The sequence below is a fragment of the Agrobacterium tumefaciens genome (genome assembly GCF_031801495.1).
GTDB classification, from domain to species: domain Bacteria; phylum Pseudomonadota; class Alphaproteobacteria; order Rhizobiales; family Rhizobiaceae; genus Agrobacterium; species Agrobacterium tumefaciens_K.
In genome coordinates, this window is the sequence record NZ_JAOEGC010000002.1 from 1,084,448 (window position 1) to 1,110,121 (window position 25,674).

Genomic DNA, 25,674 nt, shown 5'->3' on the forward strand with positions numbered 1-25,674 from the left:
AAGGGCAGCAGGAAATGAAATTCGGAGTCGATCCCAGAACAGGTCGCCTAAATCTCGGCAAATGGAGCGTTGCGATGCCCCGTTCCCGCACAGGCAGGATCGCGACAGGCTCGGTTCTGATCGTTTGTGGAACGCTTGGCTTTTTGCCGATCCTCGGATTCTGGATGATTCCGCTCGGACTCGTCGTGTTGTCTCACGACCTGCCAGTCGTACGCCGTCACAGGCGGCGTGTGACCGTTTGGTGGGCATCGCGGCAGAAGCGCCGCGATGATGCCGGCAAGAGGGACAGCGGATCAGCCGCCGAATGAGCTGGTGATGCCCTGACCGGCCCAGAAGGCGGCGTAGGCCAGAGCGGCAAAATAAATCGAGGTCAACACCAGGAAGAGATAACCGCCGATGACGGTCAGACCGTCACGCTGGATCATGCCTGCGGACAGAAGCAGGATCGCAACGCCGGGCAGGGTATTGGAAAAGGGGATAAAGCCGAGCGGCATCATCAACAGTACGCCCGATGTCATCAGCGCCAGACCGTTGATCCTGTTTGCGACGAGGCCGGTTGTCAGTACCGGAACGCGTGGCCGGATGAACCGGTCGAGTTTCGAAACGATTGCAACGCCCTTCTGAAGTGCTGGAACCAGCTTGGCGGTTTCCATCTGCCTGTCGAGGATTTTCTTCGGGAGCCACGGCAACCGGTTGAGCGTGATGGCAAGGCTCACAAGAATGATGGCCGCACCGAAGACCGTGCTGACGCCGGGAATGGATACGGGAATGAGAAAGGGCAGGGACGCGATCGCACAGATTAGCAAAAGCCCTTGCTCACCAATCGCTTCCATCAGTTCGCGCAGGGTGATCGTTTTGCCCCGAACCCTTCCGATCAGCTTTTCCAAGGTGCTGCTGAGTTTCTCGGACGTATCGGTAAATGCGAATTCATTCGTCATGCGGACTTCCCGGAAGTTGTTTTACTCCCGGAACTCATAGCATTCATGGGCCTGCATGCCTATCACCGATGGAAATCGGGCCTATGCGGAATGTGCCCGCAGCCTAGTGGGAAACCCAGTTGCTGTATGCGCCTGCCAGAAGCACGATAAACAGGATGACAAGGATGACCGGATTGATCGACGTAATGAAGCTCATATATTCCATGATGCGTTCCTCCAACTTCCTCCGGGAAATATTTTACAATAAAATCTGATATTTAGCTACCTTAAGTCGATATTTTTGCGGTGCGACACCCGTTTGCCGTTATTATCTGGAATCGTTTTATTTTAGCCGTTTCCGCATTGCGGAAATTCACCCGCCCATTTGCCGTGGTCTTGCATTGTCTCTATGCAAGGCGTGTAAGGCGCCAGAGAAACGCGCGCTCGCTCCACATGGCTCCCTGCCAAACAGATCTATTCCGGGATACCGAAATGCTCAAAAATCTTTACGCATGGACGATGGCTCTTGCGGCGCGCAAAACGGCTGTCTGGTGGCTCGCGGTGGTCGCATTCGTGGAAAGCTCCGTCTTCGTGGTTCCCGCCGATGTGCTGTTTCTGCCGATGGTGCTGGCGAAGCCGAAAAGGGCGATGTTCTACGCTCTGGTTGCCACGGCCGCTTCGGTTCTCGGGGGCATTGCCGGATGGTTCCTGGGGCATTACGCCTTCGAAAGCCTGGCCCGGCCCATTCTGGAGTTTTACGGCAAGCTCGACAGTTTCGAACATCTCAAGAACTCGGTCGACTATGAAACGATTGTTCTCCTGCTGGTGACGTCTGGTCTGGCGCATCTGCCGCCGATCAAGGTCGTGACGATTTTGTCGGGAGCGGCGAATATCAGCCTGGGTCTTTTTGTCTTTTCGGCCATCGTGGCGCGTGGTGCGCGCTTTTTCATACTCGCTGGCCTGCTGCAGAAATACGGCGAGCCGATCCGTCATTTCATCGAGAAACGCCTCACCGTGATCACCGCTGCCGCCGCCGGCGCGATGATCGCCATGTACGCCGCCTATATCTTCGTTCGGTGACATCGCCCGGCGTCGAGTGTTTGCATAGTCTTCCTGAGTCTTGCTGGACCACTTTCAGTCTGATGTCAGAAATCGTGAATATCCGCTGCCTTGACGAGCGCATTCGTGGCCCGAAAGCCCATTCCGGCTTTATTCCCACGATGCGCTGATTGAAAGAGATGGGGCATCGTTCATCTGTTCTCATGGACGCCCGCCCCTCTAACGAGGAAGCGTTGTCATGCGACGAATTTTCAAGGGCTGCTGTTGGGCTGTGGCGACACTCGTGCTTTCTGTGAGCCTGTACCTTTTCGGCATCCAGTATTTCGGCAACTTCCATGAGGTCGTGCCGGGACAGCTCTACCGTTCCAGCCAGCCGCAGACATCGCAACTGGACAGCTACGTCAAGCGATACGGAATAAGAACCGTCATCAACCTGCGCGGCGCCAATCCTGCGCAGGGCTGGTACCGGGACGAAACGTCCGAATCGACCAGGCTGGGTGTGACCCACATCGATTTCCGTATGTCGGCCAATGAACAGCTCAGCATGGAAAGGGTCGACGAGCTGGTCTCGATCATGCGCGATGCGCCAAAACCCATTCTCATCCACTGCAAGGCAGGGGCGGATCGAAGCGGCTTGGCCTCCGCTCTCTATCTAGCCCGCGTTATGGGCGCTGGCGAGGAAGTCGCCGAAAGCCAGCTGTCACTCCGCTTCGGCCACATAAGTCTGCCTCACCTGTCAAAGGCTTACGCCATGGATGAAACCTGGGAAACCGTTGAACAACGCTTGATACCACAAGACTGGATGTTTGCGTGGAAGGAGCCTTGAGAACAGGTGACTGACGCCGGACAAAACAGCTTAGGAAATTTTATCAATCACCAATGTGGGGGAAGTGATTGAAAGAATGGTCGGAGCGACAGGACTTGAACCTGCGACCCCTTGACCCCCAGTCAAGTGCGCTACCGGGCTGCGCTACGCTCCGAACCTGAAAAAGGGCTTTATATATATGGCGTTTGGAGGGCAAGCAGAAAATGACCTTTTTCGCTAAAAAGGAAGAAAGTGCGTGGAAATGCAGAATTGAAATGAAAAGGTGTGCCCGAGTGGTGCGGAGGATTTATTGGCACTTTGATCCCAGTTCCCATGCCCTTGCGAACCGCTGATGTCGAGCCGAGCGTATGTCTTGCCATTGATTGTGGTGGGGTGTGGACAGCGCCACACAGAATGCACTTTCTGGTTATTCTTCAAAAATTGCAGTAGCCTCTGATGATGCTGACACCTGAGCAATGCCGAGCCGCCAGAGCCCTCCTTGATTGGTCGCAACAGAAACTTGCCGACACGTCGAAGATCGCAGTTGTTACTGTTCATGCCTTTGAAGCCGGCCAGTCAACGCCAGACCAGGCCATCACGGCTCTAATGCAGGTACTTCAGGCGGGTGGTATCTCATTTATCGATGACAATGCGACGAGTGCCGCTGGAGGCCCCGGCGTGCGTCTTCTGAAATCGCCGAATCCGGAGATTGTAAGTCCCGAGACAGTGCAGTATCCCGAGCACATGGCGCCGGATGCGCCAACAGGCGCAGGAGGCTGACATGGCGAAGAAAGAGAAGATCGAACATTCCGAGTTTTCGGGTGAGTTCGAAGACGACGGTATCACGGTGCTCGTCGATATTTACCGGCCAGCCGGCACGCAGCAGGACTGGACCCTTGAGGTCATCAGCGAACAGGACGATGTGACGACCTGGGAGGAAAATTTCGCTACCGACAAGGATGCGTGGGAAGAATTCCTGGCCACCTGCGAAAAGGATGGGATTCGCAGCTTCCTCGACGGCGAGGAACCTTCCGTTCACTGAGGCTGAGGTTCGTCTCCACCACTGATATCGGAAGAGGTCAGGGCAGCCGCTGCTTTGGCCTTTTTTTGCGCCGTCTTTGCTGTCAAACGCCCGACACATCTTCTCTCCAGCATGAACGGGAACCTGCCGGAACGTGAAACGTTCAGTTGCAGGCAATCGAAACTCAGGGAGATAGCTTATGTCTGAATTGGTGGTCGTCGGTTTTGACGGGAAGGAAGAAGCGGACCGCGTTCTTCTCAAGCTCGCAGGTCTGAAAAAGGAATATCTTGTCGACCTCGAAGACGCAGTCGTTGTCGTTCGTGACGAAGTTGGCAAGGTGCATCTGAAGCAGAGCGTCAATCTGACGGCGCTCGGCGCTGGTTCCGGGTTTCTGTCCGGCAGTCTCTGGGGTGGCCTTGTCGGTCTGCTGTTCCTCAACCCGCTGGCGGGTTTCGCCATCGGCGGCGCGATTGGCGCGGGGACGGGCGCACTGGCCGGTTCGCTTGGCGATTATGGCATAGACGACGAATTCATCAAATCGCTGGGCGAAACCATTCCGAACGGGTCGTCCGCTTTGTTCGTGCTGATCCGCAAGGTGCAGCCGGAGAAGGTCATGGCCGAATTCGAAGGGTTGCGCGGTCGCGTTCTGAAAACGTCGCTTTCGCCTGATCAGGAAGCGCAGCTGCAGAAGGCGCTTTCGGGCAATTCGGTCGAAACACCGGCGGCCGCCGTCTGAGCCGAATAGGGAAGGCACGCCGCGACCTAAGCGGCGTGCCTTCCATTTACGTCATGTCAAACCGTAACGGTGTTTGTGTCTGCCTTGGGCCAGGTTAGATAATAATAGCGATCGCCGACGCTGCCGAAAAAGGCATTGGCGCCGGAGACGGTATCCGTATAGGCGCCGGTCGATGAGCGGACATAGCTGCCAGCCTCACGCTCAAGCCGTTGCTTCAGGAACTCGCTCCAGCCCATGGTTTCGATCTGTGTTTTCGCTTGCGTGGTGACGTCGTCCTCATCGGACGGATCCCAGGCGGTCATCTGAACGCCGTTCAGGGGATCGGAGACAGTTAGAGTTCCCTTTTCCAGCGCGGCAAGCATTTCCTTCGCCTGCACTGCCATGGTTGGGTCTTCCGCCAGCGACTCGATTTTTTTCTTCAGGCCTGCCATGAAATCCGCTGACGTGATGTCCGACGATATGGGTTTTGCTGCCTCGTCGGTGTCGGTGGTTTCTCCCGCCTGTTGCGCGAGGCGCGTCAGCAGGTTGTTCAACGTGGTGCTGGTGGAGGCGGTAGTATCGATGCCGTAGGATGAAAGCAGCTGCGTGCGCTGGTTGGATGCGCTCTCTGTCGTGTCTTCCTGTTCCTTGATGGCCTTGAGCGCCAGTTTCGTCGCGGTGAGGCGCGTGGAAAGGTCGATTGAGGAAACCATGTCTGTCTTGCGTCCTGTGCGGGCTCGACACGTTTCATGCGCATCGTTCCCATTGCGGCGGCGGTACGCCCTAGGGCTTCTCAACATAGGAAGACCGGTCACAGCGCTTGTCTGCGCCTGCAACCGGTCTAGTCAGGCAAGGTTGCCTGACGCTTGCGTGAGGGATTACTTCTGCTCCACCGAAACGCCGCCCGGACCGATATTCATTTCAATCCCCTTCGGCTTGCTTTCCTCATGCCACACATAAGCGCCAAGTCCTGCGATCACGACAATCAGTGCGCCGATGATGAGGTAAAGATTATTGGTCTGAGTCATACAAATTATCCCCGCATGATCGTGATATCGCGGGATAAACGCAGGATGCTGGCGAAAGTTCCGTTACGGCAGGCGAGCGGCGCCTGCCGGCGTTTTACGGCGTTTCAGGGTTTCACGCTTTTCAAGCGCCATGCATCCCCAAAGGATGCCGAGCAGCAGGAAGAAGTGGCGCCAGTGGTCCGTATCGATGACATTGCCGATCAGCACATGCCCAACGAAAGTTACCCACGAAATCATGAGGAACGGTTGCCATGGCCGCTCACGAAGCAGGTGCCTGAAACCAGCGGCGACCGTCCAGCAGATCATTACCACGTAGATCACGAAGCCGAACCAGCCATGCGTGGTAAGGCTCTTCAGCCAGATATTGTGTTCGGCAGCCGGAAAGATGTCATCGAACACCATCGGCCCGATGCCGAGCGGATGTTCCATCGCCATCAGGAAGCCGAGATAATGGCGGGCGAAGCGTCCGAGATGGCCGCCGTCATAGGATTGCACGGCCGAGGCGCGGTTTGAAAACAGGTCCGCGACCTGCTTGAACTGCAGCGCCACAAGGATCGCCGCAACCATGACGGCGACGGCGATCAGAAACAGCACGAGGATTTTCAGCCGGAACGCCGCAGTGCGCTCTTTGAGCAGCATGACGAAAACGAGCATGACCGTGGCAAAGAGAAACAATCCCCATGCCGCGCGCGAGAAGGACAGGAATACGCCGAGCGATAGCACCAGCAGGCCCGCAATGCGCCACGGCGCATGTATCGTCTTGCCGGTAAGCAGGCCGTAAATCAGATAGAGCGAAGGTGTCACCAGAAAGGGACCGAAGACGTTCGGATCCTGAAACGCACCCTTGGCGCGGTCGTAGAGCGTGAAGACCTCGAAGCCGGGCAGGGCGTGAAAATAGCCGAGGATGCCGAGCATCGAGGTAATCAATGCTGCGGCAAGCCAGGCGCGGAATATCAGCAGCAACCGTTGAAACTTGTCCTCGATGATCGCCGCATAGAAGACCGACGTCAGCGCGAGAAAGGTGGATACGGCAAGGTAAAGAGGTCCTTCATCCAGCTTTGCCATGGTGGTCAGCGAGAGATATCCTCCCACGTTGAAGGCCAGCAGCAGGCAAAGAAGGATGACGACCGTGCGTGACATCCGCAGTCCGAGCAGAAACCACAGCGCGACCTGACCCACCATCATCAGTTCGTATGGTGCAGGCTCCGATATCACGAAGCCGGACAGGAACACGCCGAAGGCGATAAAAAACGAGCCGATCAGCCGCATGGTCGCGAGCGGTGCGTCGAAATTCGGTGCGTGCTGGTAGTCGACCTGGGTCAATAGGCGTTTTCCGATTTGAGCAGGCGGATCGGTGTCATGAACAGGATCTTGAGATCGAAAAACAGTGACCAGTTCTCGATATAGTAGAGATCGTACTCGGTCCGGAACTTGATCTTGTCACCGTGATCGATCTCGCCACGCCAGCCATTGATCTGCGCCCAGCCGGTCACGCCGGGTTTCACCTTGTGCCGGGCAAAATAGTGTTCCACCACCTCGGTATATTTAAGGTCGCCTGTCTGAGCGTGGACGGCATGGGGGCGAGGGCCAACGAGGGACAGATCGCCTCGCAGCACATTGAACATCTGCGGCAGTTCGTCGATTGAGGTCTTGCGGATGAAACGGCCGACCGGCGTCACGCGCGGATCGTTTTTCGTCACGGCTTTCTTGGCGGTCGGATCGCTGAGCTCCGTATACATCGAGCGGAACTTCCAGACGTTGATCGTCTCGTTGTTGAAGCCGTGGCGCTTCTGCTTGAACAGGATTGGGCCCTTCGACGTCGTTTTGACGGCAATCGCGGTCCCCAGCATGAGGGGCCAGAGAAGGGCGATGGCGATCAGGCTGAAGACGATGTCGAAGATGCGCTTCCCGACCGAATCCCAATCGCGAATCGGCTTGTCCATCACGTCCAGCATCGGCACTTCACCGACATGGGAGTAGGAGCGTGGGCGGAAGCGCAGCTTGTTGGCGTGTGCGGCGATACGAATGTCCACCGGCAGCACCCACAGTTTCCGCAGCAGTTGCAGGATGCGGGCCTCCGCACTCAGCGGCAGGGCGATGATGAGCATGTCGAGCTTCGTCAGGCGCGCGAACTCCACCAGTTCAGCAAAGGTGCCGAGCTTGGGGTAACCCGCCACCACATCCGGCGAACGGCCACTGCTTTTACGGTCATCGAAGATGCCGCAGATTCGGATATCGTTGTCGGACTGCTGTTCAAGAGAGCGGATCAGATCCTTGGCCATGTCGCCGCCGCCGACGATGACGGCGCGTCGTTCCATGACTCCGTTCCGCCACCAGTGGCCGATGGCAAACCCCAGGATCGTTCGACCGGCAAAAAGTGCAATGGCGGCCAACGCATACCAGATGATGAACATTTCCCGGGAGCGTGGCTTGTCGGGAAACACGACGAGCGCGAAACCGGCAATCAGCGCGAATGACAGGATGACCGCACCCTGAACCCGGAAGAATACCTTGAATGGCGCGCGCATGGCCGGCAGCTGATAGCAGTCGCCAGCCTGCAAGAACAGGACGCAGGCCAGCGCGCCGAGCAGGCCGCCGACAAGCCAATACGCAAAACCATCCGCGCCTTCATAGGTGGCGACGCCATTGACCGCCGCAGCGATCGCCGCGAGAAGCGCGAACTCGAAAAGCCGCAGCTGTCCGATGACCATGTTCGGGGAGTGGTTTCCGGCACGGAGTTGACTGGCAACCTGCCGTGCAAGCGGATTGAGCTCGACGCTTTCGGAATGGGAAGCGTCTCTATTGTCGCGCTCGGACATTTTCTTGCGAAACGAAATCACATCGAATTCGTGTCGTTCTTCATTATCCTTGGTCATCGCCACAGCCCACACCCTTTACGAGCGTAAATCTAGTCTCAACTTGCTAAGAAACGTTTATGACGCCGTTTATCGTTACTGAATGCAGTCAGTACGTGTGCCGGCGTGGCAAGGTGTTTCAAAGCAGGGAGCGGTAGAGCTGCAGCATGTCCGCTGCCATCACGGGTGTGGAGAACCGAGCCTTGAAATTTTCGGGCTTGGGCATGACACGATCTGCCCAGACGGGATCCGTGGCATCCTGCACCATGATCTTGGCCAGCGCATTGGAATCTCCGGGGGGAACGAGCGCCTCGCTTTTTTCGCCCAGCACCTCGGGAATGCCGCCGACGCGTGAGGCGATGACGGTTTTTCCGGCCGCGAGGGCTTCCAGGACAATATAGGGCATGGCCTCGGCACGGGAGGGAACCACGACGGTTGAGGCCATTTCAAAGGCTTTTCTGGCAGGCATGGCCGCATGTATGGAGATGCGGCGGGCAAGCCCGGTGCGATCGATCATCGCGGCATATTTGTCCCGATCAGGGCCGTCGCCGACGATCACGCCCGACAGCGTTTTTCCCGTCATGCGTTCTGCCTTGGCAAAGGCGTCGATGAAGACGTCCGGTCCCTTGAGGTCACGAAGCATGCCGATATAGAGGAATTGCGCCGCTCCTTCCTTTGGCGGCGCTGCCTCGAACTCGTTTTCCTGAACGCCATTATAGATCATGGCCGTGCGGGTGCGCGGTTTGCCAACCTTGGCTTCATAGGTGTCCTGCTCAAACCGGCACACGAAACACAGTGCGTCGGTAAAGTGCTCCTGAAACCGTTCTATCCTGAGAAAGACCTGACCCTTGAGGCTGCGCCTGTCATAGTGCAGGCTGCCGCCGTGGGGCGAATAGAGGCGGGCGACGCGATACCTGTTTACCCGCAGCATCGAGCCGATCAAGCGTGCAAGCACGCCGCCCTTGGCGCTGTGCCCATGCAGAATGTCCGGCTGCAAACTTTTGATATGTTTATAGGAGCGCCACAGCGCCAGAATGTCTCCGGGGCTGATCGAGCGCCGGATCGGCAGCCTTGTCAGTCCGAGTTCGAGCATCGGCGCTATTTGCGCGAAGAGCTTGTCTTCATATGCGCCGCCTGTCGAGCTGTCGCAGACAATACCGACCTTGTGGCCTTGCCTGACATGTTCTTCGATCAAATCCCTCACGTGGCGGAAAACACCGCCAACCGGGGAGCGGAAGCAATGAATGATGCGTAGCGGAGGCCCGTCATTCGACATCGATACCGTCTCGTGCGTCAGAAGAAGCGTTCGCGAACGTAAACCGTATCACCGGCAAGGATCGGCGCGGTGATGCCTATGCGACCGGTTATCACATCCGTATTGATCTTGCGTGTGATGTCGACATCTGCCTGATTGGCGCGGGAGGTGAAGCCGCCTGCAATGGCGATGGCGTTCTGTGCGGTCATGCCGGGAACGTAGGAATATTGGCCCGGGCGGCCGACTTCACCCATGATGAAGACCGGACGGTAGCGGTCGATTTCGATTGTCACGTCAGGGTCGCGTAGATAGCCTTGCCGCAGCTTGGCGGCGATCGCGGCTTCAAGCTGCGGGAGTGTCTTTCCGCGTGCCGACACCTGTCCGACCAGCGGAAAGGCAATGTAGCCGGCCTGATCGACCGTGTATGTGTTTGTAAGGCCCGTCTGTTCGAAGACGTTGATACGCAGCCTGTCGCCGCTATCGACGTGATAGGGTTGCAGGGCAACCTCGTGGAATGCCTTCGGTGCGGGTTGATATGCCGTGCACCCCGACAGGGCCGACAGGGCGGCTAGGATGAGTGCTGTGACATGTCGTGATCCGGCGAGCGGCATTTCGTCAGGCTCCGAGTCGTTCAATGAGCACTCTTATCGGTCTGTTAGGGTTAATGGCCGGTAAACAGGGGGCGGCCAGACAGGGAAAATGGCGTTATTGCTGGTGATTTGTCCGGTTTAGTTTCCGGATTAACTGTTGTGTTACCGGCTACACTTAAACTTTGCGCCAAGTTGACGATCTATATTTGAAGAGGCGGGCTATCCCCGCATATGGAGCCCGGATGAACGGCGATCGCATGGATGACAGGGATGTGGATATAGATCTCGCCCGGCTGATGGCGGCAATATGGGAGCGCAAGCGGAGCATTGCTCTCATTACGCTTCTTGCCGGCGGCGGTGCCTTTGTCATGTCCAGCATGATGTCTCCCGCCTACAAGGGCGAGGCCCGTGTCCTCATCGAATCCCGTGCGGCATCCTTCGGGGCGTCGCCGCAGTCGAATACGCCTGCGGAACCAGCTCTCGACGAGCTGACAGTCTCCAGTCAGGTTCAGATCCTGCAATCGGTAGACCTCATCAAGCAGGTTGCCAGGGACATGAAGCTGCACGAACTCAACGAGTTCGATCCGGAGGCAAACCCGTCCTTCCTCTCGACGCTACTCGTCTCGGTAGGCGTCAAACGCGACCCGCTGCAGGTTGCACCCGAGGAGAGGGTTCTCAAGGCATTCCGGGAGAAGCTGCAGGTCTATCAGCTCGAAAGTTCGCGCGTTCTCGCTGTTGAATTCTCCTCGCAGGATCCGAAGCTCGCGGCCGCGATCCCGAACGAGATGATGAAGGTCTACATAGCGCTGCAGAGCGGCGCGAAACTGGACACGAGCACGGAAGCCGCTCGGTGGCTCGAGCCGGAAATTGCCAATCTTCGCGAGAAGGTTCGCGATGCCGATCGCAAGGTTGCCGCATATCGCGCATCCGCCGATCTTCTGTCGGCGGGGCAGGGCGAAACGCTGGCAACGCGGCAGCTTAGCGATGCGTCAACCGAACTCGCTCGTGTGCGAACGGAACGGGCCAACGCCGAAGCGCGTGCCGAAAGCGTGCGGAACGCTCTCTCAAGCGGTCGCCCGCTCGACACGTTCCCTGATGTTGTCGGGTCGCAGATGATCCAGCGCCTCAAGGAGAATGAGGCGGCGATCCGCAGCCAGATTTCGGATCTCTCGTCGTCGCTGCTCGAAGGCCACCCGCGCATCAAGGCGTTGCGCAGCCAGCTCGATGGCATCCAGAGCCAGATACAGGAAGAAACCCGCAAGGTTCTGGCGAGCCTTGAAAACGAGGCGAATGTCTCGCGTCTGCGCGAACGCCAGCTCGTCCAGCAGCTCAACATGCTCAAATCCGAAAGTGCGCGCGCCGGCGAACAGCAGGTCGGGCTGAACGATCTGGAGCGTGAAGCCACAGCCCAGCGTCAGCTGCTTGAAACCTATCTTGCCCGCTATCGCGAGGCGACCTCTCGCGCCGGTTCGGTAGAGTCGACGCCAGCCGATGCACGCGTCATTTCTACAGCGGTTGAGCCCCGCGAAGCTTATTTCCCCAAAACCGGGGCGATCACGATTGTCGTGACGCTGGCGGCATTCCTTCTTTCCTGCATCGTCGTGATGCTGCTGGAACTGTTCACCGGTCGCGCCTTGAAGCCCGTCGGTCGTTCTGCAGCCACGGCGGCTGCGGGCAACACGCCGAGCGTTTCCACCCTTGAAGATAGCGACGAGAGTGCCGATTACCCCGAGCCGACGCACGAGCCGAAGGCCGAGGAAAAGCGCCAGGCTGTTTTGTCGAAGCCTGACGTCGATCCAGCTCCCGCCGCCGCTGCATTGCTGCCCGTCGTGACACCCGCCGCGGTTTCCGAGGAAAAACCGCAGATCTTAGAGACTACGGCAGACGCAGCAGAAGACGCGGCCCAGGTGGGAGAGAATGATGCTCAGGACGATTTCTCCGTTCACGCCGTTGCCTCGTTTCTTGCAACGCGCATAGCAAAGCCCGTTGTTGCAGTCGTATCTCCGACTGGGGATAGCGGATCCACCACGACCGTCATGCTGGCGCGGGCGCTCTCTGAAATGGGTCGTTCCGTCGTTCTGGTCGATATGACGGCTTCGGCATGTCCAACGCGCCTTATGGCTGCGGACTCTGGCCTGCCGGGGATCATGGATCTTTTGGCCGGAGCGGCCGCCTTCGGCGAAACGATCCATAGCGACAGGCTCTCCGACGCTCACATCGTGCCGCAGGGTAATGCTCGGCCGCGTGAGGCGATGCGTGCCATCGACCGCCTGACCATGATCCTGAACGCGCTTTCCGATGCCTATGATACCGTTCTGGTGGAATGTGGTGCGGTCCAGATCCAGAGTCTTGAAAAGATGCTGCGGCGGATGCCTGCCGAAATCGTCGTCTCTGTGCCGGATACCAAAGATCCGGTGCTGGAAAAGACCCTCGGCGATCTGCTGGCGCATGGTTACGAGCAGGCTTTGCCGATGTCGGGCATACGCAAGCCCGATCACCTCAGCGCGGCGTGACCCACAGGCGACGCTTCCGATATCGGGTGGATCTTGATCCTAATCCTCGCTGGAGGCGGCCGAACCGCCTCCGTCCCACCGCCGGGCGCGTAGCCGCTGGATGAGGGCATAAAGCGTCGGGTTCGTTTTGATGGCGCTCTTGGTTCTGGCTATTGCCACGAAAGCGGCGGCAGCAAGTCGGCCCTTCAGTGTCAGCGGCAGGAATATGTCGTGCTGCACCGTCGTCAGCGGGCACCAGCTGCGTTTGTAAAGCTGGTCGCCGACCCCGAAATCGAAAAGAGCAGCCTTCTCCTCGCAAGCCCGCTCGATCATCAGCCAGAAGAGCAGTTCCCCGGGGCTGAGATCTTTGGCAACCGATTCATCGATCGAGCCGAACTGGCAGATAACGTGGTCCTGCTTTCGTGACAGACCCGCAACGGCAGCGATGACGCCCTCGTTGTCTCCATGAAGCCGGATGGCGTGCAGCTCCAGCGCGGCGTCCTTGCCAGCCGACTCCACGGATGCAAGATCGTAGAAGAAATCTTTGACGGATTGCTGCCGGAAGACGTCGGGGATGCCTTGCGCGGCAAAACGCATCGATTTCTGGCGAAAGAAGGTTTGTAGCAACTGGCATTTTTCGTCCGGAGTGCGGGCGATTACGTGGCTGTAGCCACCCAGTTCCTCGGCGCGGCGAATCTGTATCCGGAATTTCTTGCGCCGCCTTTTGGCGTTCAACTGCCTGATTGTCTCTTCCATGCTGCCCAGCAGCGGAAGCTGAAAGGCGGGATTCTGGTTTTCGACGGAGGCGAGATGCGCAAGCGCACTCGGGCGCCCGCGCCAGATAAGCGGCACATTTTGCAATGCCAGAACGTCGGCCTTTCCTCTCAGAAGCCTTTTCGATTCCCGCGCGATTGCGACAGCCGCAGTGGCTCCGGAGGTTTCGATGAACGAGGGATCGAAAAGCCCGGTATTGATGTTATTGAAGCGCCCGCCCGGAAAACATGCTTTTCTTATGCCGTTTTCCCGGACGATCTCAAGCGGCAGCAGAAAGACTGTTTTGTCGCCCTGGCGACCGCGAATGACATGAAGCGGACTGTTTTGCGTCTTTGCCCAGATGAAGCACCAGTCCAGTCCCTGATGCAGCGAGTTGAGTGCGTCATCATCCAGAAGGTTCCATTCGGCGCGGATGGTTTCGATATCATCCACGAGATCTACGGTCAGCCGATCGGTACGCCGCCGCTCGTGCAGAGCAGGGCCGTGCACCGAAGTAAACCTCGCATTGCCATCCTGGCTTTTGACCGGCCCCTCCGCCGTCATCCGTTCTCTCCGCTTGATCAAGCCGGACTATAGATGCCACCGGCAAACAATGTCTTTATACGCGACACGAAGCTGAGAACGATTACGCGGTTTTGTTCAGGCTATTTGATCGGTTTTGGTCCAGCCATCCAGCGAATGACGAGCATTGCGGGCAATATCCATAAAAGCCCGGTGAGGATGAAATAGACCAGATGCACCCACCATGGCGATTGCGCCAGCACGGCGGCCGCAACAGAGGTTGCCAGAACGGCGTAAACGACGACAAGACAGATGATAAAGATGGTGCCGATGAGCGATCTGAGGCGAGGGCGCATGAGGATATCCGTCATTGAATTCTTTGACGGAGTATAGCGCCGCGACGGGATGCCGCAAACCCATAGGTCTTGTTTTACAGTGCGGGTTGGGGCTAATCAGGCACAGGCTGAACAATGGAGATCGGCAAGATGCGATCAAGCGGCATGACGGTGGCAAACGGTTCTGTTGAACTGGCGGTTGGAACCGCCCTGCAGAAACAGGAGAAGGATCGCCGCCTGCTACGTGTCTGGCTGCGTGTTGTGCTTTTCACGCTCTTTTGTCTGGTCCTCGTCGGCGGCGCGACCCGTCTGACGGAATCTGGCCTCTCCATTACCGAGTGGAAGCCGATCCATGGCGCCATTCCGCCGCTTTCCGTTGCCGAATGGGAAGAGGAATTCCAGCTTTACAAGCGTATTCCGCAATACCAAGAAATCAATAAGGGCATGTCGCTCGATGAGTTCAAGACCATCTTCTGGTGGGAGTGGGCGCACCGGCTGCTGGCGCGGGCTATCGGCGTGATTTTCGCCTTGCCGCTCGCCTATTTCTGGCTGACGGGCCGGATCGAAAAACGCCTGCGCCTGCCGCTGGTCGGTCTTCTGGCGCTCGGAGGGTTTCAAGGGTTCATCGGCTGGTGGATGGTGTCTTCCGGTCTCGTCAACCGCACGGATGTTTCGCAATATCGTCTGGCAACGCACCTGACGATTGCCTGCCTGATTTTTGCGGGATGCATGTGGATATTGCGCGGGCTGTCCGTTCACTCACCGGATGCCGCCAACGAGCGCACGGGTAGGCGTTTCGCCATGGTGCTCGCGCTGCTCTGTCTGTTCCAGATTTATCTCGGTGCGCTTGTGGCGGGGCTGAATGCCGGACTTTCCTACAATACCTGGCCTTTGATGGATGGCTCGCTGGTGCCGGGCGATCTCTTCCTTCAGCAGCCATGGTGGATCAACCTGTTCGAGAACCCCAAGACGGTGCAGTTCGTGCATCGTCTCGGTGCCTACCTGCTGTTCGCCGCAGCACTCTGGCATATGGTGGCAATGGGACGCGCCTTGCCAGCCACCCCGCACGCGCGGCGCTCCGCCCTGTTTTTCGTGTTGATCTGCATTCAGGCTGCCCTCGGCGTCACGACGCTTCTCATGCATGTCGATATCCATGTCGCACTTGCACATCAGGGCATGGCGTTGATTGTGCTGGGCTTCGCCATTGCGCATTGGCGCGGGTTCATCGGTGAATATCGGCCAGCCGTTGCAGTGGAAGTCAGGGACTGAGCAGCAAAGGGCGAGCGACACGCAGGAATGAAAGGCGTTCCTGCGCGTTTACACTCTCGTCAAACGGTGTCCCGTCTTCCAGTGACCAGCAGATCGACAGGCCCGCATGGGCAATCGCATAACGCAGGATCTTGTCCTTCGGACAATTCAGGGCGGTCGAGAAGAGATCGATCAGCGTGCGAATGCGGTGCGGGTCGAGGATGTCCTGCAGCGCGTTGAGCGGATTGCCGAAAACATTCGCGACATCGTAGGCGGGGTCGCCCATCAATCCCAGCGGGTCGATGGCCAGCCAGCCACGCTCTCCGCCGCCGATGATGTTGTCGTGATGCAGGTCGCCATGCAGCGGGCGCGCATTTTCCTGAGAGTCCAGAAGCGACGCCGCAAAGTCGGCGCAGAACCGCAGCGGCTCGGCCAGCCGCTCGTCGGTTTCCTTGCTGGCGCGATCAAACAACGATTGGAAGTGCCTCAAAAGCGGCGTCAGATCGGTGGGCGCGGTCCCGCCGGTGCTGTGCAGCCTGCCAAGCAGATCGATGATGATCTCGTTGCTGGCCGCCTCACCATGCTGCAGGCGATGGTGCCTGAGCAGGATATCGCCTGCGTCTTCCAGCAGGCAGGCAGTGGCATGCTTTTCAAGAAGCCGCACAGCGCCATTGCCGTTACGCCATTCGAGAAATGCCATGCCCGGCAATTCGCCCACCCCGCGGGGCTTCAGCCGTTTCAGGACCGCTTTGCGGCCGTCTGCCAGGGTGACGCGGTGAATGATGCTGCCTGGCGTGTCGGCAAGAAGAAAGGCGGAGGATATCATCCACCGCCTCATCAGGTCTTCGGTTATAGAAACTGCGGCATCGCCGTTATTCATGCGGAGAGCATCAGTTCCATGTTCTGAACGGCGGCACCCGATGCACCCTTGCCGAGATTGTCGAGCACCGCAACGAGGTTGATATGCTCTGCCGTGCCGAACACGTAGAGCTTCATCGTGTCCTTGTTGACCAGCTCTTCGGCATCGATGCGGGCAATCGCCTTGCTTTCCTCAAGCGGAACGACTGTGACGATATCCTGGCCGGCATAGTGGGCGACCAGCGCTGCATGCACCGTTTCGATGCTCGCGCCATCCTTCAGATCGGCGACGAACAGCGGAACCTGCACGATCATGCCCTGCGCGAAACGGCCGACGGAGGGGGAGAACAGCGGCGAACGATCCAGAAGGCCATGCTGCTTCATTTCCGGCACGTGCTTGTGCTTGAGTGTCAGGCCGTACAGGAAGTTGTTGGCGCTGATGGCATCATCGCGGCTCTGGTCTTCCATCTGGCCGATAAGCTGCTTGCCGCCGCCGGTATAACCCGAAACGGCATTGACGCTCACCGGATACCCGTCCGGCAGGATGCCGGCAGCGCGCAACGGCCGGATAAGGCCGATCGCGCCCGTCGGGTAACAGCCGGGATTGGCCACGAAACGGGCGGACCGCACCCTGTCGGTCTGTTCCTTGTCCATTTCCGCAAAGCCATAGGCCCAGTCCTGATGGGTCCGGAACGCGGTGGAGGTGTCGATGATGCGGACGTTGTTGTTACCCGCGACCATGGCAACCGCTTCCCGCGAAGCATCGTCGGGAAGGCAGAGAATGGAAATATCGGCACCGTTGAGCAGGTCTCCGCGCATCGCTGCGTTGCGGCGCTCGGCCTCGGGAATGGACAGCAGCTCGATATCGCGGCGGCCGGCAAGGCGCGTGCGGATCTGCAGACCCGTGGTGCCGTGTTCGCCGTCGATGAAAATCTTCGCTGTCATGTCCTTGTCCTGACTTTTCAGTGTGTTGTATCGGTTTGCGGATTCATTGTCTCAAACGGCTTTCGCCAGCCGTTCGGCGCGCAGGCCAAGCATATACATTGCAACCGTCGCCCCGGCAATGGCGGTGACATCGGCATGGTCATAGGCAGGCGCGACTTCGACGACATCGGAGCCGCGAATATCCAGTTGACCCAATCCGCGAAGAACCGAGAGTACCTTGGCGCTGGTGGGGCCGCCCGCAACCGGAGTACCCGTACCCGGTGCAAAGGCAGGATCGAGGCAGTCGATATCGAAAGTCAGATAGACCGGCATGCCTGCCGTATGCCGGACGATCAGCGAGGCAATGTCACTTGCCCGCATCTCTTCCACCTCGTAGCCGTGCAGAATGTGGATGCCGAAATCGTCGGGCGCATGGGTGCGGATGCCGATCTGGATCGAGCGGTCCGGATCGATCAGGCCTTCACGCACCGCTCGCGCCACGAATGAACCGTGGTCGATACGCTTGCCGTCATCGAACCAGGTGTCCTGATGCGCATCGAACTGAACCAGCGCCAGCGGGCCGTGTTTGGCCACATGCGCTTTCAACAGCGGCCAGGTGACGAAGTGGTCGCCGCCGAGCGTCAGCAGGTAGTCCGTTTTGGAGATGATCCTGCGCGCTTCCTTTTCGATTGTCTCCGGCGTCTTCCAGTGGTTGCCGTAGTCGAGCAGGCAGTCGCCGTAATCGATTGTCGGCATATGCGCGAACAGATCGCGCCCGAACGGATATTGCGGATCGTTGTCGAAGATGGCGGAGGCGCGGCGGATGGCCTGCGGCCCGAAACGTGCGCCGGGGCGGTTGGAGGTCGCCGCATCGAACGGAATGCCCCAGACTGCCGTTGAAACGCCCTTGAGGTTCTTCGTGAACTTTCTTCGCATGAAAGACAGTGTACCCGCATGGGTCGGGTCGGTCGCGGCCGATGTAAGGGTCGTTGCGGTGAAGGCGTGGTCGATGGTTTTCGATGGCATGTGTTTCCCCGACAGTCTTTGCCGCAAGGTTGCGGTTTTATCGGGTCAAAGACAAGGGTGCATGACAAGGAAAAAGGCGGAGCCGAAGCCCCGCCTTTCGAAGTTCTGTATTCCGGAAGCGATTAACGCTTGGAGAACTGGAAGGAACGGCGAGCCTTGGCCTTACCGTACTTCTTACGCTCGACGACGCGGCTGTCGCGGGTCAGGAAGCCACCCTTCTTCAGAACGGAGCGCAGGCCCGGTTCGAAGTAGGTGAGAGCCTTGGACAGACCGTGACGAACTGCACCGGCCTGGCCGGACAGACCGCCGCCAGCAACCGTGGCAACGATGTCGAACTGGCCAGAGCGAGCAGCAGCAACGAGAGGCTGCTGAAGGATCATCTGGAGAACCGGACGTGCAAAATATGCAGAGAAGTCACGGCCGTTGATGATGATCTTGCCGGAGCCAGCCTTGACCCATACGCGGGCTACGGCGTTCTTGCGCTTGCCGGTCGCGTAGGAGCGGCCGAGGGTATCAACCTTGCGGACGTGCACGGGAGCCGAAGCTTCCGATGCCGGGGCGAGGTCTTTCAGAGAGGAAAGATCGGCCATTATCAGGCGCTCCTTACGTTCTTCTTGTTCAGCGATGCGACGTCGAGAGCGACGGGCTGCTGTGCTTCGTGCGGATGGTTCGAGCCGGCGTAAACGCGCAGGTTCTTCATCTGGCGACGGCCGAGCGGGCCGCGCGGAATCATGCGCTCGACGGCCTTCTCAACGACGCGCTCCGGGAAGCGGCCTTCGATGATCTGGCGAGCCGTACGCTCCTTGATGCCACCCGGGTAACCGGTGTGCCAGTAGTACTTCTTGTCGGAATACTTGTTGCCGGTGAAGACAGCCTTCTCAGCGTTGATGATGATGACGTTGTCGCCGTCATCGACGTGAGGGGTGTAGGTTGCCTTGTGCTTGCCGCGCAGGCGGGTTGCAACGATGGTGGCGAGACGACCAACAACGAGGCCTTCGGCGTCGATGATGATCCACTTCTTCTCCACCTCAGCGGGCTTCTGAACGAAAGTAGACATGTTTTCACTTTCTTTTGGACCCGTCATGCTCAAAAAAAACATGCAGGCGTTTCTTGTTGCTTGGGTTTGGTTGCCTTTTGAGCAACCGCAAATGACCGCTTTCCGGCAGGAATTCAGTCTGGGGCGCTTATACGGTGCGGCGGAAAAAGCGTCAATATCGTTGATTTTTGCAACTGTAAAAATAAAGCAGTAAAAACAATGGCTTATTTATGTGGTATTATTTTACCTCATCTGTTTGAGCCATTCAGCCCAGCCGCATGACCAGAACACCGGCCGCGATGATCGCTCCGGCGGCATAACGCCAGATGCTGGCCCGTTCCTTGAGCACGACGACCGAGATTACGATTGCAAACAGGATGGAGGTTTCGCGAAGCGCCGCTACCACGGCAACCGGGGCTTTTGTCATGGCGTAAAGGGCAAGGCCGTAAGAGAGAATGGAGCCGCCACCGCCAATCAGTCCTCGCCACCAGTTCCGCCTGACGTGCTGGACGACAGGCGTCACGCCGCGCTGACAGAAGGCGAATGCGAAGAGCAGGACGGGGGGCAGAAGCGACATCCATAACGTATAGGAAATCGCGTTGCCCGAAAGTCGTGCGCCGACGCCGTCCACAAAGGTGTAGGAGGCTATGACGAAAGCATTGATAAGAGCGACGGTAATGGCCCGTCCTCCACCGTGCCGGGCTTCGAAAGCAAGTGTCAGAATGCCGGCGGAAATCACCGCAATGCCGAGAAGCGCGACCGGGCTCAATAGCTCACTGAGAAACAGACTGCTCGATGCGGCAACGATCAAAGGCGCGACGCCACGCATGACGGGATAAACCAGACCGATATCGCCAATGGTGTATGCTTTGGCGACGAGACGGAAATAAGCGAACTGCAGGAAGGCCGAGGCGATCAGAAACGGCAGGGCTATAGGAGCGGGAAGTGGCAGGAACGGCAGGAACGGGATGGAGCATGCAGCCGCGCCGGCCGCAATCAGCGAAGCATCGAGCGATTTGTCTGATCCGGCTTTCACCAGTGCGTTCCAGCTCGCATGCAGCAATGCGCCCAGCAGAACCAGCAGGAATATCTCGATTGTCACGATAGATTCGCCCAAAATATTTTCACTTCATCTATCGTATTTCACGCGGGCGCGGTACTTTTATTGGCTATGATGGCGCGATGGTTATCTCGCTAAAGCGCCAATTCCCGCAGTCGGGGCGAGCCTAGTCCGATGCCGTCCCTGTCGTGCTCATTATTTAGCCTGCCTTTGCAAATTTGCTGCTCCAGCCGCACAGCTTTTGGTTTTGCTTCGGCACTGTTTTTCGGGTTGTTTTGATCGCGTGCCTTTTGCTCATGTTACGCATCAAATCGATTTGCATCTCCTCAAGGCGATCCATCGCTTGCAATGCTCAATTGAAGGGTGATGATGAAAAACAATTTCAGATTAGGCCTACTACACGAACTGAAACGTTTCAGTTGCGATAAATGCCGCCGCAGGCTCATGCGACTAAAGAATTAGATGTGACTAATATTCCTGTGAACGGAATGAAAACAAACAGGAGACGAATAGCGCATGTTATGCACGCTAATGGTGTTGGTTGGGATTTTTTTCGAGGCGCGTTGATTCGGCCGCAATCCTTGCGTGAGAAGTCTGCATTTGAAAACGCGACCGCTTGTGAAATCATTTTGCAAAAGTTGCGCGGCTGTACCGCAGGGTCGCAAATTTGCGGGTGTGCTCTTTATCACGTGCGTAGGGCAACCTAGATGGAAGAAGATCGTTGGGTCTGAAGTGCCTGTCGCGAAGCGCGAGCGCCTTGAAAAAGGCTATTCGGCAAATGCGGGGCTCGAAGCGCGACGGGTGGTGAGTGCATTGTTTCACGCGCAGTCCTGACCGATGGGATGGCAAGAAGAGTGTAAGAAAGGTACCGTTGGCATGCAACATGACCACTACAATCCGGACTACCTCCGCAAGATTCTGAAGGAAGTTGAAACGATTGCCCTCGTGGGCGCGTCTCCCAATCCGGCCCGACCGAGTTTTGGCGTGATGCGTTTTCTGCTCTCCATGGGGTACAGGGTGATACCGGTCAATCCGGGGCAGGCAGGCAAAGAAATTCTCGGGCAGAAAGTCTATGCCCGGCTTGCCGATATACCGGAGCCTGTAGACATGATCGACGTTTTTCGCGCGCCGGAATATCTGTCCGATGTTGTGGAGGAGGCGATTCTCCTGCCGGAGCGCCCGGCCGTGATCTGGGGGCAGCTTTCCGTTCGCGATGACAATGCTGCCGCCAAGGCCGAAGCCTACGGCATGGATGTCGTGATGGACCGTTGCCCTGCCATTGAGTATCCGCGTCTCAATATCGCACGATAGTTGGAATGCAACAGGCTTACCATTTGCCGTCAGGACGTTATTATTCCTCCAAAATTTCAAGTGATTTCAAATGGAGGAAACATCATGTCGAGCAGCAATCCCGGTTTCGCAACGCTAGCCGTTCATGCAGGTGCGCAGCCTGATCCGACGACAGGCGCCCGCGCAACGCCGATCTACCAGACAACGGCCTATGCGTTCCGGGATTCCGACCATGCCGCAGCCCTTTTCGGGCTGAAGGAGTTCGGGAATATCTACACGCGCATCATGAACCCGACGCAGGCGGTTCTGGAAGAACGCGTGGCGGCATTGGAGGGTGGCACGGCAGCACTCGCGGTTGCTTCCGGACATGCGGCCCAGATGCTTGTCTTCCATACGATTCTTCAGCCGGGTGACAACTTCGTCGCGGCACGCCAGCTTTACGGCGGTTCCGTCAATCAGTTCGGTCATGCATTCAAGAATTTCGGCTGGCAGGTCCGCTGGGCAGATGCGGCGGAGCCGGCAAGTTTTGAAAGCCAGATCGATGGGCGCACACGTGCGATCTTCATCGAGAGTCTCGCCAATCCCGGCGGCACTTTTGTCGACATCGCTGCCATCGCTGAAGTCGCGCACCGGCACGGTTTGCCACTGGTCGTCGACAACACCATGGCGAGCCCCTATCTCATCCGCCCGCTGGAGCATGGGGCGGATATCGTCGTTCATTCGTTGACGAAGTTCCTCGGCGGTCACGGCAATTCCATGGGTGGCATCATTGTCGATGGCGGCACGTTCGATTGGTCGGCGACGGACCGGTATCCCGCCCTTTCGCAGCCGCGTCCGGAGTATTCCGGTGTCGTGCTGCACCAGACCTTCGGTAACTTTGCCTTCGCCATCGCCTGCCGCGTGCTCGGGCTTCGCGATCTTGGCCCGTCGATTTCGCCATTCAACGCCTTCCTGATTCTTACGGGCATCGAAACACTGCCGCTGCGCGTTCAGCGCCATTCCGACAACGCGCTTGCTGTCGCCAAATGGTTGAAGGCGCATGCCCAGATCGGCTGGGTACACTACGCCGGACTGGAAGACAGCGACAATCATGCGATCCAGCAGCACTATTCGCCGAAAGGCGCAGGCTCTGTCTTCACCTTCGGCATCAAGGGTGGATATGAAGCCGGAAAGAAGCTGGTCGAGGGACTGCAGCTCTTCTCGCACCTCGCCAATATTGGCGATACACGCTCCCTGGTCATCCATCCGGCCTCCACCACCCACGCGCAGTTGACGCTGGAACAACAAAAGGCCGCGGGTGCTGGCCCCGATGTCGTTCGCCTTTCGATCGGCATCGAGGATGTGAACGACATCATCGCCGACATCGAACAGTCGCTCGCCAAGATCTGATCCCGCCGGAGCATGCCCATGACGAATTTTCTGACATTTGCGAGTGGCGGCGATATCGCTTCCGTTCAGCCGGAGGAGGGCGCGCCCGCGCCCGATCGGCTGATTTCCGGCGATCCCAGATTCACGACGTGGAATCTGGAAGAGGCCACAGGCGGCCTTTATGCCGGGATTTGGCAATCGACACCCGGAAAGTGGAGGGTGGTCTATGACGAATGGGAATATTTCAGCATCCTCGAAGGCCACTCGATCCTGACGGAAGAGGGTGGCGAGCCGATCCACCTCAAGACAGGGGACAGGCTCATCCTTCGGCCCGGTTTCAAGGGGACGTGGGAAGTCATCGAGACGACGCGCAAGGATTACGTCATCCGCCTGTAAGGGCGGATGATCCGCGGCCTGCGCCGCTCAGCGCAGCAACAATGCCAGAAGCGGCGCCATGAGAACATTCAGCAGTCCGACGATGACCATGACCAGCCCGGCAATGGAGCCTTCCTCCTGACCGATCTGGTGTGCCCGTGCGACACCGGCGCCATGCGCGCCCATGCCGAAGAGGGCACCGCGCGCCAGCGATGATTTGAGCGGAAGATAGCGCAGCAGGGTTTCGCCAAGTGCAGCGCCCAGAACGCCGGTCACAACGACGAAAACCGCGGTCAGGTCCGGCACGCCGCCAATATCCTGCGAAATCGTCATCGCGAAAGGTGTGCTGATCGAGCGTGGCAGGAGGCTGAGGCGCAATGCCCCGTCGATGCTGAGGAGGCTTGCCAAACCCCAAGCGGTCACCATTGCCGTTGTGCTGCCAACCGTTACGCCGAAGACCAGGACCGGCCAGTAACGACGGATCATCGCCCTCTGCTCATAGATGGGAAGGGCGAAGGCCACGGTCACCGGACCAAGCAGCAGCATCAGCCAGTGGGTCGCGTGGATATATTCCGCGTAACCGGTCTTCATGACGAGCGCGATGGCGATCAGTAGTAATGGCGCAAGCAGCAGCGGGGACAGGAACGGCTTCGGCCAGCGACGGTAAATCCGCTTTGCGACGTAATAGAGCAGAATTGTCGCGGCCGACCAGAACGCCGTCTGGAACAGGGCGCTGTCAGACGGAAACATGACGGTGCTCCAGCCGCATCATCATCCGGTAGCCGAAATCGACAGCGAGCGCCGTTGCGCACATCACAGCTGCCGTGCCGCCGAGAATGACGGCCAGGATCTTCAAGCCGACAATACCGAGAAATTCCTGGTGGTCGAGAACCGCCAGAACGGCGGGAACGAAAAAGAGCAGCATATCAGCGAGCAGCCATTGTGCGCCACCGCGCATCGTGGTCGGCTTGAGCTTGCCCGAGGCGAGCAGCAGAAGCACGAGAGCCAACCCGGCGACTGCGCCGGGAATCGGCAGATACGTCATACGAACGATGCCTTCGCCGAGCAGCCAGAACGCGCTGATAAGAATTATCTGGAAAAGTCGGCTGGTGACTATGCGGAGAGTGTGTGCTGCCCTGTTCATCGTCATCTGACTGACCCTTGCTGCGACAACCTCCCTTGACGTGCACTATAGTTTGCGCGTCTATATTCTCAAAATGAATTGATTGAATAATATCAAGTCCAGATTGGAATATTATGGAGTTGCGGACACTGAACGCCTTTGTGGAAGTCGTCCGGCAGGGCGGGTTCTCGCAGGCCACGAAGACGGTCTTCATGACGCAATCCGCCATCAGCAAGGCGGTGAAGCAGCTTGAGGACGAACTTGGCCTGGTCCTGCTGGATCGCATCGGTCATCGATCCACGCTGACGGAAGCCGGGAAAATCGTCTATGAGCGCGCAGTGAGAATGTTGACGGAACGGTGTGACCTGATTACCGAACTGTCGGACCTGCGTGGCCTGCAGCGTGGCAGCCTGCGTCTTGGTCTGCCGCCAATTGGCTCGGACATGCTGTTCGCACCTCTGTTCGCCATTTACCGCAGCCGTTATCCGGGCATCGAGATACAGCTTGTGGAACACGGCAGCAAACGTCTGGAGGAACTGGTGAGGGCGGGAGAGGTCGATCTCGGCGCATCGCTCCTGCCGGTGCCGGACGACTTCGAATGGCAGGATGTGCGCAAGGAGCCGCTCGAGGTGCTGATGCCCGGTAGCCACGCCTTGGCAGATCGCACCATTGTTGATCTGCACGAACTGCAGGATATCCCGTTCATTCTTTTTGATGCCGGGTTCGCGCTCAACCCGATCATTCTCGATGCCTGTCGACAGGCAGGTTTTTCACCGAACATTGCTGCCAGAAGCAGCCAGATCAATTTCATAGTGGAACTGGTGGGCGCCGGTCTGGGCGTCGGTTTCCTGCCGCGTATGATTGCGGAAAAACGCGTTCGCCCCGGCGTGGTGCATATCCCGGTGTCCACACCGGGAATGCAATGGCATATGGCCTGGATATCGAGAAAGGGCGCCTATCTGTCTCATGCTGCCCGCGCCTGGCTTGATCTTGCACGAAGCGAAAGCATGAGCTGAGTG

General features: G+C 58.1%; 30 protein-coding genes and 1 tRNA gene. 13 read left to right on the forward strand and 18 right to left on the reverse strand.

From position 1 onward, the window contains the following. The first annotated feature begins 14 nt into the window (after positions 1 to 14). Positions 15 to 308, forward strand: coding sequence for a hypothetical protein (locus tag N7578_RS14725; RefSeq protein WP_311111047.1), 294 nt, complete (start codon positions 15 to 17; stop codon positions 306 to 308). On the opposite strand, the gene N7578_RS14730 is transcribed toward N7578_RS14725, so the two are convergent. Further along, positions 294 to 938 (reverse strand): exopolysaccharide biosynthesis protein, encoded by a 645-nt coding sequence (locus N7578_RS14730; RefSeq protein WP_311111048.1) that lies wholly within the window; start codon positions 936 to 938, stop codon positions 294 to 296. The genes N7578_RS14725 and N7578_RS14730 overlap by 15 nt on opposite strands. Positions 939 to 1,409: 471 nt before the next feature. Between N7578_RS14730 and N7578_RS14735 the strand changes: the two genes are divergently transcribed. Then, on the forward strand, positions 1,410 to 1,997 hold the full coding sequence (locus N7578_RS14735) for a YqaA family protein (RefSeq protein WP_311111049.1): 588 nt from the start codon (positions 1,410 to 1,412) through the stop codon (positions 1,995 to 1,997). A 217-nt stretch (positions 1,998 to 2,214) separates the two neighbouring features. After that, on the forward strand, positions 2,215 to 2,802 hold the full coding sequence (locus N7578_RS14740; protein WP_422646706.1) for a dual specificity protein phosphatase family protein: 588 nt from the start codon (positions 2,215 to 2,217) through the stop codon (positions 2,800 to 2,802). Positions 2,803 to 2,879: 77 nt separating this feature from the next. Here N7578_RS14740 and N7578_RS14745 read toward each other — a convergent pair. Further along, positions 2,880 to 2,956, reverse strand: a tRNA-Pro gene (locus N7578_RS14745). A 281-nt stretch (positions 2,957 to 3,237) separates the two neighbouring features. On the opposite strand from N7578_RS14745, the gene N7578_RS14750 reads away from it, so the two are divergent. The 3 genes from N7578_RS14750 (at position 3,238) to N7578_RS14760 (ending at position 4,538) form a co-directional block, all read left to right on the forward strand. Then, on the forward strand, positions 3,238 to 3,561 hold the full coding sequence (locus N7578_RS14750; protein WP_311111050.1) for a helix-turn-helix transcriptional regulator: 324 nt from the start codon (positions 3,238 to 3,240) through the stop codon (positions 3,559 to 3,561). Between the two features lies 1 nt (position 3,562). Next, positions 3,563 to 3,823: a hypothetical protein gene (locus N7578_RS14755; RefSeq protein WP_311111051.1), complete on the forward strand. Its 261-nt coding sequence runs from the start codon at positions 3,563 to 3,565 to the stop codon at positions 3,821 to 3,823. Positions 3,824 to 4,001: 178 nt separating this feature from the next. Further along, the gene (locus N7578_RS14760) at positions 4,002 to 4,538 is read left to right on the forward strand and encodes a DUF1269 domain-containing protein (protein ID WP_311111052.1); all 537 of its coding nucleotides are present in this window, start codon (positions 4,002 to 4,004) and stop codon (positions 4,536 to 4,538) included. 56 nt (positions 4,539 to 4,594) lie between these two features. Here N7578_RS14760 and N7578_RS14765 read toward each other — a convergent pair whose 3' ends face one another. The 6 genes from N7578_RS14765 to uppC all read right to left on the reverse strand — a co-directional run bounded on the left by N7578_RS14765 (position 4,595) and on the right by uppC (position 10,266). Then, positions 4,595 to 5,230, reverse strand: a complete 636-nt coding sequence (locus N7578_RS14765; protein WP_311111053.1) for a hypothetical protein — start codon at positions 5,228 to 5,230, stop codon at positions 4,595 to 4,597. 165 nt (positions 5,231 to 5,395) lie between these two features. Beyond that, positions 5,396 to 5,545, reverse strand: coding sequence for a hypothetical protein (locus tag N7578_RS14770; protein ID WP_311111054.1), 150 nt, complete (start codon positions 5,543 to 5,545; stop codon positions 5,396 to 5,398). A 63-nt stretch (positions 5,546 to 5,608) separates the two neighbouring features. Further along, a complete protein-coding gene (uppF, locus tag N7578_RS14775; RefSeq protein WP_311111055.1) occupies positions 5,609 to 6,868 on the reverse strand; it encodes a polysaccharide biosynthesis O-antigen ligase family protein UppF in 1,260 nt (419 codons plus the stop codon). Further along, a complete protein-coding gene (gene uppE, locus N7578_RS14780) occupies positions 6,865 to 8,421 on the reverse strand; it encodes a polysaccharide biosynthesis glycosyltransferase UppE (RefSeq protein ID WP_311111056.1) in 1,557 nt (518 codons plus the stop codon). The genes uppF and uppE overlap by 4 nt, the downstream gene beginning before the upstream one ends. Before the next feature lie 118 nt (positions 8,422 to 8,539). Beyond that, positions 8,540 to 9,676 (reverse strand): polysaccharide biosynthesis type 4 glycosyltransferase UppD, encoded by a 1,137-nt coding sequence (gene uppD, locus N7578_RS14785; RefSeq protein ID WP_311111057.1) that lies wholly within the window; start codon positions 9,674 to 9,676, stop codon positions 8,540 to 8,542. A 17-nt stretch (positions 9,677 to 9,693) separates the two neighbouring features. Beyond that, positions 9,694 to 10,266, reverse strand: a complete 573-nt coding sequence (uppC, locus tag N7578_RS14790) for a polysaccharide export protein UppC (protein WP_311112517.1) — start codon at positions 10,264 to 10,266, stop codon at positions 9,694 to 9,696. A 221-nt stretch (positions 10,267 to 10,487) separates the two neighbouring features. Here uppC and N7578_RS14795 point away from each other — a divergent pair, with 221 nt between their 5' ends. Further along, a complete protein-coding gene (locus N7578_RS14795; RefSeq protein ID WP_311111058.1) occupies positions 10,488 to 12,758 on the forward strand; it encodes an exopolysaccharide transport family protein in 2,271 nt (756 codons plus the stop codon). A gap of 39 nt (positions 12,759 to 12,797) precedes the next feature. On the opposite strand, the gene N7578_RS14800 is transcribed toward N7578_RS14795, so the two are convergent. Continuing rightward, on the reverse strand, positions 12,798 to 14,054 hold the full coding sequence (locus N7578_RS14800) for a GNAT family N-acetyltransferase (protein WP_311111059.1): 1,257 nt from the start codon (positions 14,052 to 14,054) through the stop codon (positions 12,798 to 12,800). A gap of 101 nt (positions 14,055 to 14,155) precedes the next feature. Next, positions 14,156 to 14,368, reverse strand: a complete 213-nt coding sequence (locus N7578_RS14805; protein WP_311112518.1) for a DUF2842 domain-containing protein — start codon at positions 14,366 to 14,368, stop codon at positions 14,156 to 14,158. 129 nt (positions 14,369 to 14,497) lie between these two features. Here N7578_RS14805 and N7578_RS14810 point away from each other — a divergent pair, with 129 nt between their 5' ends. Next, entirely contained in the window at positions 14,498 to 15,616 is a 1,119-nt protein-coding gene (locus tag N7578_RS14810; RefSeq protein ID WP_311111060.1) for a COX15/CtaA family protein, read from the forward strand. Here the strand turns inward: N7578_RS14810 and N7578_RS14815 are convergent. From N7578_RS14815 to rplM, 5 genes are all read right to left on the reverse strand, one after another. After that, positions 15,606 to 16,421, reverse strand: a complete 816-nt coding sequence (locus N7578_RS14815; protein WP_311111061.1) for an aminoglycoside phosphotransferase family protein — start codon at positions 16,419 to 16,421, stop codon at positions 15,606 to 15,608. The genes N7578_RS14810 and N7578_RS14815 overlap by 11 nt on opposite strands. A 50-nt stretch (positions 16,422 to 16,471) precedes the next feature. Further along, a complete protein-coding gene (gene argC, locus N7578_RS14820) occupies positions 16,472 to 17,398 on the reverse strand; it encodes an N-acetyl-gamma-glutamyl-phosphate reductase (RefSeq protein WP_311111062.1) in 927 nt (308 codons plus the stop codon). Positions 17,399 to 17,449: 51 nt separating this feature from the next. Continuing rightward, positions 17,450 to 18,403 carry an agmatinase gene (gene speB, locus N7578_RS14825; RefSeq protein ID WP_311111063.1) on the reverse strand — a complete coding sequence of 318 codons (954 nt, stop codon included), beginning with the start codon at positions 18,401 to 18,403 and terminating at the stop codon, positions 17,450 to 17,452. Positions 18,404 to 18,525: 122 nt separating this feature from the next. Next, the gene (gene rpsI / locus N7578_RS14830; RefSeq protein WP_311111064.1) at positions 18,526 to 18,993 is read right to left on the reverse strand and encodes a 30S ribosomal protein S9; all 468 of its coding nucleotides are present in this window, start codon (positions 18,991 to 18,993) and stop codon (positions 18,526 to 18,528) included. Positions 18,994 to 18,995: 2 nt separating this feature from the next. Further along, positions 18,996 to 19,460, reverse strand: coding sequence for a 50S ribosomal protein L13 (gene rplM, locus N7578_RS14835; protein ID WP_311111065.1), 465 nt, complete (start codon positions 19,458 to 19,460; stop codon positions 18,996 to 18,998). Between rplM and N7578_RS14840 the strand changes: the two genes are divergently transcribed. Beyond that, positions 19,459 to 19,653: a hypothetical protein gene (locus tag N7578_RS14840; RefSeq protein ID WP_311111066.1), complete on the forward strand. Its 195-nt coding sequence runs from the start codon at positions 19,459 to 19,461 to the stop codon at positions 19,651 to 19,653. The two genes, rplM and N7578_RS14840, sit on opposite strands and share 2 nt — an antisense overlap. Before the next feature lie 51 nt (positions 19,654 to 19,704). Here the strand turns inward: N7578_RS14840 and N7578_RS14845 are convergent, their stop codons facing one another. After that, a complete protein-coding gene (locus N7578_RS14845) occupies positions 19,705 to 20,541 on the reverse strand; it encodes an EamA family transporter (RefSeq protein ID WP_311111067.1) in 837 nt (278 codons plus the stop codon). Positions 20,542 to 21,375: 834 nt separating this feature from the next. Between N7578_RS14845 and N7578_RS14850 the strand changes: the two genes are divergently transcribed. From N7578_RS14850 to N7578_RS14860, 3 genes are all read left to right on the forward strand, one after another. Further along, a complete protein-coding gene (locus N7578_RS14850) occupies positions 21,376 to 21,810 on the forward strand; it encodes a CoA-binding protein (RefSeq protein WP_311111068.1) in 435 nt (144 codons plus the stop codon). 84 nt (positions 21,811 to 21,894) lie between these two features. Next, entirely contained in the window at positions 21,895 to 23,178 is a 1,284-nt protein-coding gene (locus N7578_RS14855) for an O-acetylhomoserine aminocarboxypropyltransferase (protein WP_311111069.1), read from the forward strand. Between the two features lie 18 nt (positions 23,179 to 23,196). Beyond that, complete coding sequence (locus N7578_RS14860; RefSeq protein WP_311111070.1) at positions 23,197 to 23,553, forward strand: cupin domain-containing protein; 357 nt, start codon at positions 23,197 to 23,199, stop codon at positions 23,551 to 23,553. Positions 23,554 to 23,580: 27 nt separating this feature from the next. Here N7578_RS14860 and N7578_RS14865 read toward each other — a convergent pair whose 3' ends face one another. Then, entirely contained in the window at positions 23,581 to 24,282 is a 702-nt protein-coding gene (locus N7578_RS14865; RefSeq protein WP_311111071.1) for an LrgB family protein, read from the reverse strand. Next, positions 24,269 to 24,682 (reverse strand): CidA/LrgA family protein, encoded by a 414-nt coding sequence (locus N7578_RS14870; RefSeq protein ID WP_311111072.1) that lies wholly within the window; start codon positions 24,680 to 24,682, stop codon positions 24,269 to 24,271. Before N7578_RS14870 ends, N7578_RS14865 begins: the two co-directional genes overlap by 14 nt. A 107-nt stretch (positions 24,683 to 24,789) precedes the next feature. Between N7578_RS14870 and N7578_RS14875 the strand changes: the two genes are divergently transcribed. Then, a complete protein-coding gene (locus N7578_RS14875) occupies positions 24,790 to 25,671 on the forward strand; it encodes a LysR family transcriptional regulator (RefSeq protein WP_311111073.1) in 882 nt (293 codons plus the stop codon). Positions 25,672 to 25,674 lie beyond the last annotated feature (3 nt).